Below are 12,225 nucleotides of genomic sequence, written 5' to 3'. Positions count from 1 at the left end.
TGGAGGAGAACTGCTGTGAACCTTACCCGGGTGACGAGTGGGTGAACCCCATCAGACGGACGCCCCGGGACGACGCACCCCGGACACACGTCGTCCCCGGCACCCACGCAGGGTGCCGGGGACGGCGGGAGACTACTCGGGACTCAGTTGAAGGAGTCACCGCACGCGCACGAACCCGTGGCGTTGGGGTTGTCGATCGTGAAGCCCTGCTTCTCGATGGTGTCGACGAAGTCGATCGATGCGCCCTCGACGTACGGCGCGCTCATCCGGTCCACGGCGAGCGTGACGCCGCCGAAGTCCTTGACCAGGTCGCCGTCGAGCGAGCGGTCGTCGAAGAACAGCTGGTAGCGCAGCCCTGCGCACCCGCCGGGCTGAACCGCGATGCGCAGCGCCAGGTCGTCGCGGCCTTCCTGATCCAGCAGTGCCTTGGCCTTGGACGAGGCCGCTTCGGTCATCAGGACGGCGTGCGTCTCGGTGTCGGTGGTGGTCACGTCACTGGTGGCGACGTCGTTCTGCACAGTCATGGGTTCTCCCTATCGTTCGTGCCCTCTCGGCGACAACGCCGGCGAACACAGTCAACGGTACTCCCGACCCCGCTATTCCACACGATCGCCGGGGCGGTCACGCCCACGAGCCGGTGCGGGCGACGTTCGCGGCGAGGCCGGTCAGCTGGGCACGCGCGTCCGACATGGCGATGTCGACCGATCCGGCGAAATCGGTCACCGAGTGCGCCGACTCGATGCCCGCCGCGCGCATGTCGTCCTCGCCCAGACGCACCTGACCGGCGAGGACCACCGTGCGCACACCGTGCTCGCGAGCCGACCCCGCGAGAGCGGTCACCACCTTTCCGCGCAACGACTGCGAGTCGAACTTCCCCTCGCCCGTCAGCACCACGTCGACCGTCGGCATCACCTCGTGGCGACGGGTGCGCTCGGCCACCAGATCGGCCCCGGACGTGCGGGTCGCTCCCAGCGCGAGCAACGCGGCGCCCAGGCCGCCTGCCGCACCCGCCCCCGGCAGGTCCGCCACCGCGCGCTCGGCGACGCGATCGAGCTCGACGCACCAGTCGGCGTTCCGCTCCTCCAGGACACGCACGGTGTCCGCGTCCGCACCCTTCTGCGGTCCGAACACCGCGGCCGCACCGGCCGGACCCAGCAACGGATTGTCGACGTCCGTGGCCGCGACGAGGTCGACGTCCGCGAGAGCCGCGACCGCCGCGTCGGGTCCCCCGAGGGCCTCGATCATGCCCGCGCCGCCGTCGGTCGAGCTGCTGCCACCGAGACCGACCACCACGGTGGTCGCACCACGGGTCAGCGCCTCCGCGACGATCTGCCCCACTCCCCTGCTGGACGCCGCGACGGCCGACTCCGGATCCGGCGAACGACCGAGCAGTCCGAGACCGACGGTCTGCGCGACCTCCACGTAGGCGGTCGCGCCGTCGAGCAACCAGCGCGCGGTCACGGCGACGCCGAGGGGTCCGGACACGGTCGACTCGATCACCTCGCCGCCGTCGGCCGCGAGTGCGTCGACGAACCCGGGTCCGCCGTCGGACTGGGGCGCGAGGATCAGCTCGTCGTCGCGCGCGCTCGACCACCCCGCCGCGATGGCATCGGCTGCTTCGGCCGCGGTCAGGGTGTCTCCGAAGGAATCGGGGGCGATGAGAACGCGCATCGGAACACTCTAACGAGGAGCGCCGGTCGTGAGAGCCCACGACTGCGGTGTTCGCGTGGTGGTGAACGTCGAATAACCTGTGGGGGTGAAGCTGCCCTTCGGTAAGTCGAGTGAGAAGTCCGACACCCAGACCCCCGTCGACCACGAGTCGACGAGCCTGGACGAGAGCACGGCGCAGACCCGCGGCAACGTCAGCCTCGGCAAGGGCCGTCCCACGCCCTCCCGGCGTGAGGCCGAGGGCCGCCGCCGTGGCCCGGTCGCACCGGCACCGCTGACGGCCAAGGAGGCCCGGGCGCGACGCAAGGCGACGCGGGGCAGCAAGGACGAGCGCAAGGCCGCCTCGGCCGAGCGTCGCGCGAAGGCCGCGGACCAGCGTGCCCGCATGATGGCCGGCGAGGACAAGTTCCTCCTCCCCCGCGACAAGGGCCCCGTCCGCGCCTACGCGCGTGACCTGGTCGACTCGCGTCGCAACTTCGTCGGGCTCTTCATGCCGATGGCCCTGATCCTGCTCGTGGCACTGTTCCTGAGCCCCGAGGTGCAGTCGATCGTCACGCTCGCGCTGTTCATCATGATGATCTTCATGGGTATCGACGGCTATCTGCTCGGCCGCCGCGTCAACAACAAGGTGCGGGACCGTTTCCCCGAGACTCCGGACGGCGGCTTCAAGCTCGGCTGGTACTCGTTCGTCCGCGCGTCGCAGGTCCGCAAGATGCGTGCCCCCAAGCCTCGCGTCGGCCCCGGCGACGCGGTCTGAGCGCACCCGCGGTGACGCGCACGCTCGTCCTCGGAGGTGCCCGGTCCGGCAAGTCCGGCCATGCGGAGTCGTTGCTGGCCGGTCACGCCGAGGTCCGGTACGTGGCCACCGGGCGGCGGAACAGTGCGGACGCCGATTGGGACGCCCGCATCGACACGCATCGACGGACGCGGCCGGAGCACTGGTCCACGGTCGAGATCACCTCGTACGCGGCACTGTCCGAGGCCCTGCGGGACGACGTGCCCACACTGGTCGACGACCTGGGGACCTGGCTCACCGGCGCGCTGGACGATCTGCGCGCGTGGGACTCGCCGCGGGGCACGGTGGTGGCCGCGGTCGATGACCTGGTGACGGCCGTCGACCGGTTCGAGAGTCCGCTGGTGCTCGTCTCCCCCGAGGTGGGTCTGGGCGTGATCCCGGAGTCGCGGGCGGGCAGACTCTTCCGCGACGAGATCGGTGCCGCGAACGCCCGTCTCGCGCAGGTGTGTGACGCGGTGACGTTGGTGGTGGCCGGGTTGTCCGTCCCCCTCACCCGACCGAGTGACCGACCCACCGACCGATCGAGAGGCACGTGGTGACCGAGAGTTCCGCACTGTTCCGTCCGGTGGATCCACCCGACGCCGAGATCGCCCGCGAGGCGAGAGCCAGGCAGTCGTCGTTGACCAAGCCCGCGGACTCGCTCGGCCGTCTCGAGGACCTCGCCGTGTGGGTCGCGTCGTGCCAGGGCGTGAGCCCTCCGCATCGGTTCGCTCGGGCTCGCGCCGTGGTCTTCGCCGGCGATCACGGCATCGCCCGCGGTGGGGTCTCCGCGTACCCGCCCGAGGTGACGGCGCAGATGGTCGCGAACATCGCCGCCGGCGGCGCCGCGATCAACGCGTTGGCGACGGTGTCCGGTGCGACCGTGCGAGTGGTGGACATCGCGGTCGACGCGGACACCGACGACTCCGTGTCGTCGCACAAGGTGCGTCGCTCCAGTGGGTCGATCGACCGCGAGGACGCACTGTCGCAGGACGAGGTGATCGCCGCCCTGACAGCGGGCCGCGACATCGCCGACGAGGAGGTCGACGGCGGCGCCGACCTGTTGATCGCCGGCGACATGGGCATCGGCAACACCACCCCCGCCACCGTGCTGATCGCTGCCGTCACCAACACCGAACCGGTGGCGGCGGTCGGCCGCGGTACCGGCATCGACGACGCGGGGTGGATCCGCAAGACCGCCGCGATCCGTGACGCCCTGCGGCGTGCGCGTCCCGTCACCCGCGACCCGATCGCACTGCTGCGCACCGTCGGCGGCGCCGATCTCGCCGCGATGACCGGCTTCCTGGTGCAGGCCGCGGTGCGTCGCACACCGGTGCTGCTCGACGGCGTCGTCGTCACGGCGGCGGCACTGGTCGCGAACGATCTCTCGGTCGGCGCCTCGTCGTGGTGGCTGGCCGGCCATCGGTCGACGGAACCGGCACACGCCTTGGCGCTCGCACACCTGCGACTCGATCCCCTGCTCGACCTGTCGATGCGTCTCGGCGAGGGCTCGGGGGCGATGGTCGCGCTACCGATCCTGTCCGGTGCCGTCGCGACACTCGCCGACATGGCGACGTTCTCCGATGCCGGAGTGAGCACGCGGCCCTGATGTTCCTGGACCCGGTGCGCCTGGCGTTCTCCTGGCTGACGGTGCTGCCGGTGCGTGGTCCGGACGCCGTCGATCGCGACGACGCACGCCGCGCGATCGGGATCGTCCCACTCGTGGGCCTGGCGCTCGGCGGCGCGGCCGCACTGGTGGTGTGGTCGTGCGCCGCAGCCGACCTGCCGCCGACGCTCGCGGGACTGCTGGGCGTCGGCACCCTGGCGCTGCTGACCCGCGGAATGCATCTCGACGGGCTCGCGGACACCGCGGACGGACTCGGGTCCTACGGCCCGGCCGAGCGTGCGCTGGCGATCATGAAGTCCGGGTCCACCGGACCGTTCGGGGCCGCGACCCTCGTTCTGATTCTCGGCGTGCAGGCGGTGGCCATGGGCGAACTCGTCTCTCGGGGAGACGCTCTCGCGATCGTGGTCGCTGCCGTCGTGTCCCGGTGCGCCGTCGTGATCGTGTGCCGCCGCTCGGTGCCCGCCGCCACCGGCAGTGGCTTCGGCTCACTCGTCGCGGCGTCGCAGTCACCCGCCGTGCTCACCCTGTGGGTCCTCGTGGCACTCGCCGCCGGGCTGCTCGCCGTCCCCGGCGTCCCGCTGCAGGGAGTGGCAGCCGTCGCGGTGGCACTCGCTGCCGTCACTCTGCTCGCCCGGCACTGCGTTCGGCGATTCGGCGGTCTCGTCGGTGACGTGCTCGGGGCGAGCATCGAGCTGACCACCGCCGTGGTGCTCGTGCTCTGCCTCGTCGGCTGAGCGATCAGTCGCGCAGCGTGCTCATCCAGCCGTGGGTGTCGGCGAAGGTGCCGCGCTGGATTCCGGTGAGTGTGTCGCGCAGCGCCATGGTGACCTCGCCGGGCTCTCCGGTACCGATGCGGAAGTCGCCCTCGGCCGACTTCACGCTGCCGACGGGGGTGATCACGGCTGCGGTGCCACACGCGAAGACCTCGGTGATCTCGCCCGACTCCGCCTTCTTCTGCCACTCGTCCGTGGAGATCTTGCGCTCCTCCACGGCGAAGCCCGCGTCGGTGGCGAGCGCCAGCAGCGAGTCACGCGTGATGCCGGGCAGCAGCGAGCCGGACAGGGACGGCGTGACCAACCGCGCGTCGGGTCCGGAGCCGAAGACGAAGAACAGGTTCATCCCGCCCATCTCCTCGACGTAGCGGCGCTCGAGAGCGTCGAGCCACACGACCTGGTCGCAGCCCTGGTCCGCGGCCTGCGCCTGGGCCAGCAGGGAGGCCGCGTAGTTGCCCGCGAACTTCGCGGCTCCGGTGCCGCCCGGCGCGGCGCGCACGTACTCGGTGGAGAGCCACACGCTGACCGGCTTGACCCCGCGCGGGAAGTACGCGCCGGCGGGCGAGGCGATGAGGAGGTAGCGGTAGGAGGACGACGGGCGCACGCCCAGCCCCGCCTCGGTGGCGAACATGAACGGCCGCAGGTAGAGCGCGTCCTCGCCGCCGGCGACGGGCACCCACTCGTGGTCGACGGCGAGCAGCTGCTCGATGGACTCGCGGAACAGCTCCACCGGCAGGGCCGGCATCGCCAACCGCGCGGCCGAGCTCTGCAGGCGCTCCGCGTTCGCGCCGGGGCGGAACGACGCGAGACTGCCGTCGGGCTGGCGGTAGACCTTGAGACCTTCGAAGATGGCCTGGCCGTAGTGCAGAACCATGGCCGCGGGATCCGTCGGGAACGGCGCGTAGGGCGTCACCACCGCGTCGTGCCACCCGGTGCCGGCGTCGTAGTCGATGGCCACCATGTGATCGGTGAAGTGCACGCCGAACCCGGGCGCCTGCAACACCGCTGCCCGCGCTTCCGCGGTGGCGGGCGACGGGTGCTCGTGACGCGTGAATTCCAGGCCTGTCATGCCGAACACTCTAAAGCAGCGTGGTGTGGCATCTCACCGCACGTGCGCCTCGACGAACGGCGGCCTGACCACCTCGCACGCGATCGCCCGACCACGCACGTCCACGTCGACCGCGTCACCGACGGCGACGCCCGCCGCGGTGTCGAGCAACGCGAGCGCGATGCCCACCTTGAGGGTCGGCGAGAAGGTGCCGGACGTGGTCGCACCGACCGGTTCTCCGGTGCCGACCGAATTCCCCGGGCGCAGGACGGTCAGATCCGGACGCAGCACACCGCGTCCGACGGCGCGGAGGCCGACGAGGGTGCGGGGTGCGCCCGCCTCCTTCTGCGCCACGAGGGCGTCGCGTCCGCGGAATTCGTCCTTCTTCCAACCCACCGCCCAGCCGCAGCGCGCTTCCAGCGGACTGATGTCGACGGACAGCTCGTGCCCGTGCAGCGGGTAGCCCATCTCGGTGCGCAGCGTGTCGCGCGCTCCGAGACCGGCGGGCTCGCCGCCCACCTCGCGCACCGCGCCCAGCAGCGCCTCGAACAGCGACGCGGCCGTGTCCCACTGCGGCAGCAGCTCGTACCCGTGCTCCCCCGTGTAGCCGGTGCGACAGACCCGTACCGAGCCGGATCCGAACGCGACGTCCTCGAACGCCATGTAATCGAGGGAGGACGGCAGCCCGACGGCGGCGAGGACGTCGGCCGACCGCGGTCCCTGCACGGCGAGGACGCCGTACTCCCGGTGCGCCGAGCGGACCTCGATGCCGGCCGGGGCACCCTGCGCGAGCACCTCGACCACGGCGGCGGTGTTGGCCGCGTTGGGCACGAGGAACACCTCGTCGTCGGACACGAGGTAGGCGATGAGGTCGTCGACCACTCCGCCGTTCTCGGTGCAGCACAACGTGTACTGCGCCTGGCCGGGCCCGATGCGGTCGAGCGCGTTGGTCAGCACCGAATCGACGTACGCCGCGGCACCGGGACCGGAGACGACCGCCTTGCCCAGGTGACTCACGTCGAACAACCCCGCGGTGGTGCGCGTCGACGTGTGCTCGGAGACGGTGCCCGCGTACGACACCGGCATCGTCCACCCGCCGAAGGGGGCGAACGTGGCTCCGAGGGCGACGTGCGCCTCGTGGACCGGACCGTGCAACAACTCTTCGCTCATGGTGGGGAACGCTAACTCAGACGAGCCCGATGTCGGGGTCGGCATACGATCGACTGCGTCGCTCCACCCTCACCGACCGTCCCCGACCATCAGGAGCAGCAGCACGTGAGCAGTCAGTCGCAGCGCACACTCGGACCCGAACTGGTCCTCGCCGGAACCGTCGACAAGGCCGTCGAGGTCGTCGTCGTCGGACTCGAGAAGACCGACGACGGTGTCCGCATCGTCGGCGAGGACTTCCTCGGGAACGCCGCCGCAGACGTCCTCGCCGCGGTCACGGCCCTCGGCGCCACCGGCCGGGCCGATCAGGTCACCCGCGTTCCCGCACCCTCGTCCCTGCCCGCCGCCAGCGTTCTCGCCGTCGGTCTGGGCACCGCCGCCGAGCGCACCGACGACGTGCTGCGTCGTGCGGCCGGATCGGCGGCGCGCGCGCTCACCGGCATCGGCCACGTCGCGACGACCCTGTCCGCCGTCGGCCTCGCCGCCGCCGCGGAGGGCCTCTACCTCGGCGCCTACCAGTTCAGCGAGTACAAGCAGAAGTCGGCGCCCAAGGACGACGCGACACCGATCACCCGGGTGGATCTGCTCGTCGGATCGCCGCGCGACAAGCAGGCTCGCGCCGAACTCGCGCGCTCCGAGGCCGTCGCCGAGGCGGTCGCCACCGCGCGTGACCTCGTCAACACGCCCCCGAGCCACCTCTTCCCGGCCGAGTTCGCCGAGCGCGCCCGTGCCCTCGGGACCGAGGCCGGCCTCACCGTGCAGGTGCTCGACGAGAAGGCACTCGAGCGTGGGGGCTACGGCGGCATCGTCGGCGTCGGCAAGGGCTCGTCCCGCCCGCCGCGTCTGGTCCGGCTGTCCTGGTCCGGCGGGAAGAAGAAGTCCCCCACCGTCGCTCTCGTCGGCAAGGGCATCACGTTCGACACCGGCGGCATCTCGATCAAGCCCGCGGCGGGCATGGAGAACATGACCTCGGACATGGCCGGCGCGGCCGCCGTCGTCGCGACGGTGGTGCTGGCGGCCAAGTTGAAACTGCCGATCGACGTCACCGCGACGGTGCCGATGGCCGAGAACATGCCGTCGTCCACGGCGCAGCGTCCCGGCGACGTGCTGACCCAGTACGGCGGCACCACGGTCGAGGTCATCAACACCGACGCCGAGGGCCGCCTCATTCTCGCCGACGCCATCGTGCGCGCCTGCGAGGACGAGCCGGACTATCTCATCGACACCGCGACCCTCACCGGAGCGCAGATGGTCGCCCTCGGCACGCGCACCCCGGGTGTCATGGGCACCGAGGTGTTCCGCGACCGCGTCGCCGCCATCTCGCAGCGCATCGGCGAGAACGCCTGGGCGATGCCGCTGCCGGCCGAACTGCGACCCGATCTCGACTCCCGCGTCGCCGACCTCGCCAACGTCACCAACCACCGGTGGGGCGGCATGCTCGCGGCCGGGCTCTACCTGAAGGAGTTCGTCGCCGAGGGCGTCCAGTGGGCGCACATCGACGTGGCCGGGCCGGCCTTCAACACCGGCGGGCCGCACGGCTACACGAGCAAGGGCGGCACCGGTGTACCGGTGCGCACCATGATCTCGGTGCTCGAGGACATCGCCGAGCAGGGCTGACCCGCTCGCGCGAGCGGGGAGCTCAGGCTCCCTGCTCGCGCCTCCGGATGATCTTCTGTCGGGCGTCGTGGTCCCGCATCCGCTGCGGATACCCGGTCTTGCGCACGTCGTAGACCGGGATCTTCAGGTCCTCGCCCAGCTTGCGCGCGCCCTTCTCGCCGCCCACCGCGCGGCGGGTCCACTCACCGTCGTTCGCGACCAGCACCACGGTGATCGGAGTGACCGTCGTCTCCGGTTCGACGTAGGCCTCGACGCCGATGCGGGCGGCCGTCCAGTCGGCGAGATGCGCTCTGTCGGACGACGACGCTCCGCCTCGGGATCGACTCTGGCGCTTGAATCTGTCGAACAGTCCCACGGTGTCTCCTCCATCCGCCGAGCAGTGCACGCGACTCTCGCGTGCACGAAATGCACTCAATCCGGTCCACACCATCATCCGGACGGCACGCCGACCCCACCGAGCGCGAACCGTCTCACGAAGTGACAGGATGATCGGGCATCGCGTGAACCATCTCACGGTGCGCGTCACCCGTTACCGGCACAACTCGCCGCGAGAACGGTGCGACGCGGCCACAATGGTCCACGTACCGCGACCGGCTAGACACCACACCCGCTAGCGACCACGAGCCGCTACACCCGTACTACAACTTGTCGAGGAGTCAACAGACATGACCTTCTCCGTCCAGATGCCAGCTCTCGGTGAAAGCGTCACCGAGGGGACTGTCACACGGTGGCTGAAACAGGAGGGGGACACGGTCGAAGTCGACGAACCCTTGCTCGAAGTCTCCACCGACAAGGTGGACACGGAGATTCCGTCTCCGGCAGCGGGTGTCCTGACCAAGATCGTCGCGCAGGAGGACGACACCGTCGAGATCGGCGGTGAGCTCGGTGTCATCGGTGACGCGGACGAGGCGCCGTCCGACGGCGACGACTCGAGCAGCGACGACTCGAGCAGCGACGAAGCCGACGCAGGCCCGTCCGACGCCGCCGAGCAGGCGTCCGTCGAGGGCGAGAGCGAGGCCGACGCGCCCGCACCCGACAGCGACGACGACGGCGGTGCGAGCAGCGGTTCCACCGGTGGCGGCGACGGCACTCCCGTCACGATGCCCGAACTGGGCGAGTCCGTCACGGAGGGCACCGTCACCCGGTGGCTCAAGGCCGTCGGCGACGAGGTCGCCGTGGACGAGCCGCTCCTCGAGGTCTCCACCGACAAGGTCGACACCGAGATCCCGTCCCCGGTCGCCGGCACTCTGCTCGAGATCAGCGCCGAGGAGGACGACACCGTCGAGGTCGGCGGCCAGCTCGCCGTCATCGGTTCCGGTGCTCCCGCGAAGAAGGAGCCCGCGCCCGAGCCCGAGCCGGAGAAGAAGCCCGAGCCGGAGAAGAAGCCGGAGCCCGAGGCCGAAGCGAAGCCCGCCGAGAAGCCCGCCAAGCAGGCCGACCCCGAGCCCGCCGGCGAGGTCTACACGCCGGAGCCGAAGTCCGAGAGCAAGTCCGAGAACTCCTCGAAGTCCGAGTCCGAGGCGCCTGCAGGTGACTCGAACGCAAGCGGTTCCAGCCCGTACGTCACTCCCCTGGTGCGCAAGCTCGCGCAGGAGAACGACGTCGACCTGAACTCCGTGTCGGGAACCGGCGTGGGTGGGCGCATCCGCAAGCAGGACGTCCTCGCCGCCGCAGAGGCGAAGAAGGCACCGGCCGAGGAGAAGGCCGCTCCGGCTGCCGCAGCTCCCGCCGCGTCCGCCACGCCCTCGGCACCGTCCACTGCCGGCGTGCGGCCCGAACTCGCGCACCTGCGCGGTTCGACGCAGAAGATCAACCGCATCCGGCAGATCACCGCCAAGAAGACCCGCGAGTCGCTGCAGACGTCGGCGCAGCTCACGCAGGTGTTCGAGGTCGACCTGACCAAGGTGGCAGCACTGCGCACCCGCGCCAAGGCCACGTTCAAGGAGCGCGAGGGCGTCAACCTGACGTTCCTGCCGTTCTTCGCGAAGGCCGTCGTCGAGGCGCTCAAGGTTCACCCCAACGTGAACGCGAGCATCGACGAGGAGAAGAAGGAGATCACGTACCACGACGCCGAGCACCTGGGCATCGCGGTGGACACCGAGCAGGGCCTCCTCTCCCCCGTCATCCACAACGCGGGCGACCTGTCGCTGGCCGGCATCGCACGCGCCATCGCGGACATCGCGGCACGGGCACGGTCGAACGGCCTCAAGCCGGACGAGCTGTCCGGTGGCACGTTCACCATCACCAACATCGGCAGCCAGGGCGCCCTGTTCGACACGCCGATCCTGGTTCCGCCGCAGGCCGCCATGTTGGGCACCGGGGCCATCGTCAAGCGCCCGGTCGTGGTGACCGACGCCTCGGGCAGCGAGTCCATCGGTGTCCGCTCCATGGCGTTCCTGCCGCTCACCTACGACCACCGTCTCGTCGACGGCGCCGATGCGGGTCGCTTCCTGACCACCATCAAGCACCGCCTCGAGGAGGGCGCGTTCGAAGCCGACCTCGGCCTCTGACGCTTCTTCGGTAATCTCGGAAGTCCCCGACACTTCGCAGCCCCGACCTCCGGGAATCTGTGACCTGTCGAACGAGGGGGCACTCGCTGCACACCGTGCAGTGGGTGCCCCCGTCGCCGTCCCAGGAGGCAGTCACTCGTGCGCATCGTCATCGCAGGTTCGTCCGGACTCATCGGCACGTCGCTCGTGGCGGCGTTGCGCAGCGGAGGGCACGACGTCTTCCGCCTCGTCCGCCGTGCACCCGCGGGACCGGACGAGATCGGCTGGGATCCCACCGCCGGATCGCTCGACCCGGAGGCGCTGAAGGGCGCCGACGCCGTGGTGAACCTGTGCGGTGTCGGGATCGGTGACAAGCGGTGGACCGGCGCGTACAAGCAGGCCGTCCGCGACAGTCGCATCGTCCCCACAGAGGTGATCTCCCGCGCCGTCGTCGAGGCGAAGGTGCCGACGCTCGTCAACGCCAGCGGCATCAACTTCTACGGTGACACCGGCGACACCGTGGTCGACGAGACGGCGCCGGTCGGTACGGGCTTCCTCGCCGAGGTGTGTCGCGACTGGGAGGACGCCACGTCCTTCGCGGCCTCGAACGGCGTCCGGGTGGTGTTCCTGCGCAGCGCTGCCGTCCTGTCCCGGCACGGCGGCATGATGGGCAAGCTCCGCCCGCTGTACCTCTTCGCGCTGGGCGGTCGGCTCGGCAGCGGCCGCCAGTACTTCCCGTGGATCTCACTGACGGACGAGGTCCGGGCGATCGTCTTCACCCTCGAGAATCAGGACATCACCGGACCGGTCAACCTCCAGGGGCCCGCACCGGTGACCAACGCCCAGTTCAACAGCGCCATGTCGCGAGCGGTGCATCGCCCGGCACCGTGGATGGTGCCCGGGTTCGCGATCTCCGCGATCATCGGCGAGTTCGCGAACGAGGCCATCCTGCACAATCCGCGAGCCATCCCCGCGGTGCTCGAGAAGCACGGATTCACGTTCGAGCACAACACCATCGGAGAGGCGCTCGCGGACACCGTCGGCTGACCCGGCGGCGTACT

General features: G+C 70.6%; 12 protein-coding genes. 7 read left to right on the top strand and 5 right to left on the bottom strand.

The genetic code is table 11. From position 1 onward, the window contains the following. Positions 1–143: 143 nt before the first annotated feature. Positions 144–524, bottom strand: coding sequence for a HesB/IscA family protein (locus ASG69_RS16600; protein WP_027505809.1), 381 nt, complete (start codon positions 522–524; stop codon positions 144–146). Between the two features lie 97 nt (positions 525–621). Next, on the bottom strand, positions 622–1,671 hold the full coding sequence (locus ASG69_RS16595) for a glycerate kinase family protein (RefSeq protein ID WP_056445644.1): 1,050 nt from the start codon (positions 1,669–1,671) through the stop codon (positions 622–624). Between the two features lie 85 nt (positions 1,672–1,756). On the opposite strand from ASG69_RS16595, the gene ASG69_RS16590 reads away from it, so the two are divergent. Genes ASG69_RS16590 through cobS form a run of 4 tightly spaced genes read left to right on the top strand, consistent with a single transcriptional unit; the run spans position 1,757 to position 4,804 of the window. Continuing rightward, positions 1,757–2,425 (top strand): DUF3043 domain-containing protein, encoded by a 669-nt coding sequence (locus ASG69_RS16590; RefSeq protein ID WP_027505807.1) that lies wholly within the window; start codon positions 1,757–1,759, stop codon positions 2,423–2,425. An 11-nt stretch (positions 2,426–2,436) separates the two neighbouring features. Then, complete coding sequence (locus tag ASG69_RS16585; RefSeq protein WP_056445647.1) at positions 2,437–3,003, top strand: bifunctional adenosylcobinamide kinase/adenosylcobinamide-phosphate guanylyltransferase; 567 nt, start codon at positions 2,437–2,439, stop codon at positions 3,001–3,003. Next, the gene (cobT, locus tag ASG69_RS16580) at positions 2,997–4,052 is read left to right on the top strand and encodes a nicotinate-nucleotide--dimethylbenzimidazole phosphoribosyltransferase (protein ID WP_037185716.1); all 1,056 of its coding nucleotides are present in this window, start codon (positions 2,997–2,999) and stop codon (positions 4,050–4,052) included. Before ASG69_RS16585 ends, cobT begins: the two co-directional genes overlap by 7 nt. Positions 4,053–4,057: 5 nt before the next feature. Beyond that, positions 4,058–4,804, top strand: coding sequence for an adenosylcobinamide-GDP ribazoletransferase (cobS, locus tag ASG69_RS16575; RefSeq protein ID WP_200933846.1), 747 nt, complete (start codon positions 4,058–4,060; stop codon positions 4,802–4,804). Positions 4,805–4,808: 4 nt separating this feature from the next. Here cobS and ASG69_RS16570 read toward each other — a convergent pair whose 3' ends face one another. Together ASG69_RS16570 and gcvT are read right to left on the bottom strand one after the other, a co-directional pair. Then, positions 4,809–5,912: a branched-chain amino acid aminotransferase gene (locus ASG69_RS16570; protein WP_056446284.1), complete on the bottom strand. Its 1,104-nt coding sequence runs from the start codon at positions 5,910–5,912 to the stop codon at positions 4,809–4,811. A gap of 33 nt (positions 5,913–5,945) precedes the next feature. After that, positions 5,946–7,061 (bottom strand): glycine cleavage system aminomethyltransferase GcvT, encoded by a 1,116-nt coding sequence (gene gcvT / locus ASG69_RS16565; protein ID WP_027505803.1) that lies wholly within the window; start codon positions 7,059–7,061, stop codon positions 5,946–5,948. Between the two features lie 105 nt (positions 7,062–7,166). On the opposite strand from gcvT, the gene ASG69_RS16560 reads away from it, so the two are divergent. After that, a complete protein-coding gene (locus tag ASG69_RS16560; protein WP_056445653.1) occupies positions 7,167–8,675 on the top strand; it encodes a leucyl aminopeptidase in 1,509 nt (502 codons plus the stop codon). Between the two features lie 22 nt (positions 8,676–8,697). On the opposite strand, the gene ASG69_RS16555 is transcribed toward ASG69_RS16560, so the two are convergent. Next, a complete protein-coding gene (locus tag ASG69_RS16555) occupies positions 8,698–9,030 on the bottom strand; it encodes a hypothetical protein (protein ID WP_056446287.1) in 333 nt (110 codons plus the stop codon). A 310-nt stretch (positions 9,031–9,340) separates the two neighbouring features. Between ASG69_RS16555 and sucB the strand changes: the two genes are divergently transcribed. After that, positions 9,341–11,185: a 2-oxoglutarate dehydrogenase, E2 component, dihydrolipoamide succinyltransferase gene (sucB, locus tag ASG69_RS16550; RefSeq protein ID WP_056445656.1), complete on the top strand. Its 1,845-nt coding sequence runs from the start codon at positions 9,341–9,343 to the stop codon at positions 11,183–11,185. 138 nt (positions 11,186–11,323) lie between these two features. Next, complete coding sequence (locus ASG69_RS16545; RefSeq protein ID WP_056445658.1) at positions 11,324–12,211, top strand: TIGR01777 family oxidoreductase; 888 nt, start codon at positions 11,324–11,326, stop codon at positions 12,209–12,211. Positions 12,212–12,225 lie beyond the last annotated feature (14 nt).

This window comes from Rhodococcus sp. Leaf225 (genome assembly GCF_001426145.1).
GTDB lineage: Bacteria > Actinomycetota > Actinomycetes > Mycobacteriales > Mycobacteriaceae > Rhodococcoides.
The sequence above is the reverse complement of the archived record's forward strand: the minus strand, read 5'-3'. Positions and strand labels throughout refer to the sequence as shown.

Excerpts from the sequence above, each read along its gene's own strand:
- gcvT (WP_027505803.1), bottom strand. The coding sequence starts at position 7,061 with ATGAGCGAAGAGTTGTTGCACGGTCCGGTCCACGAGGCGCACGTCGCC.
- ASG69_RS16570 (WP_056446284.1), bottom strand. The coding sequence starts at position 5,912 with ATGACAGGCCTGGAATTCACGCGTCACGAGCACCCGTCGCCCGCCACC.
- ASG69_RS16595 (WP_056445644.1), bottom strand. The coding sequence starts at position 1,671 with ATGCGCGTTCTCATCGCCCCCGATTCCTTCGGAGACACCCTGACCGCG.
- ASG69_RS16600 (WP_027505809.1), bottom strand. The coding sequence starts at position 524 with ATGACTGTGCAGAACGACGTCGCCACCAGTGACGTGACCACCACCGAC.
- sucB (WP_056445656.1), top strand. The coding sequence starts at position 9,341 with ATGACCTTCTCCGTCCAGATGCCAGCTCTCGGTGAAAGCGTCACCGAG.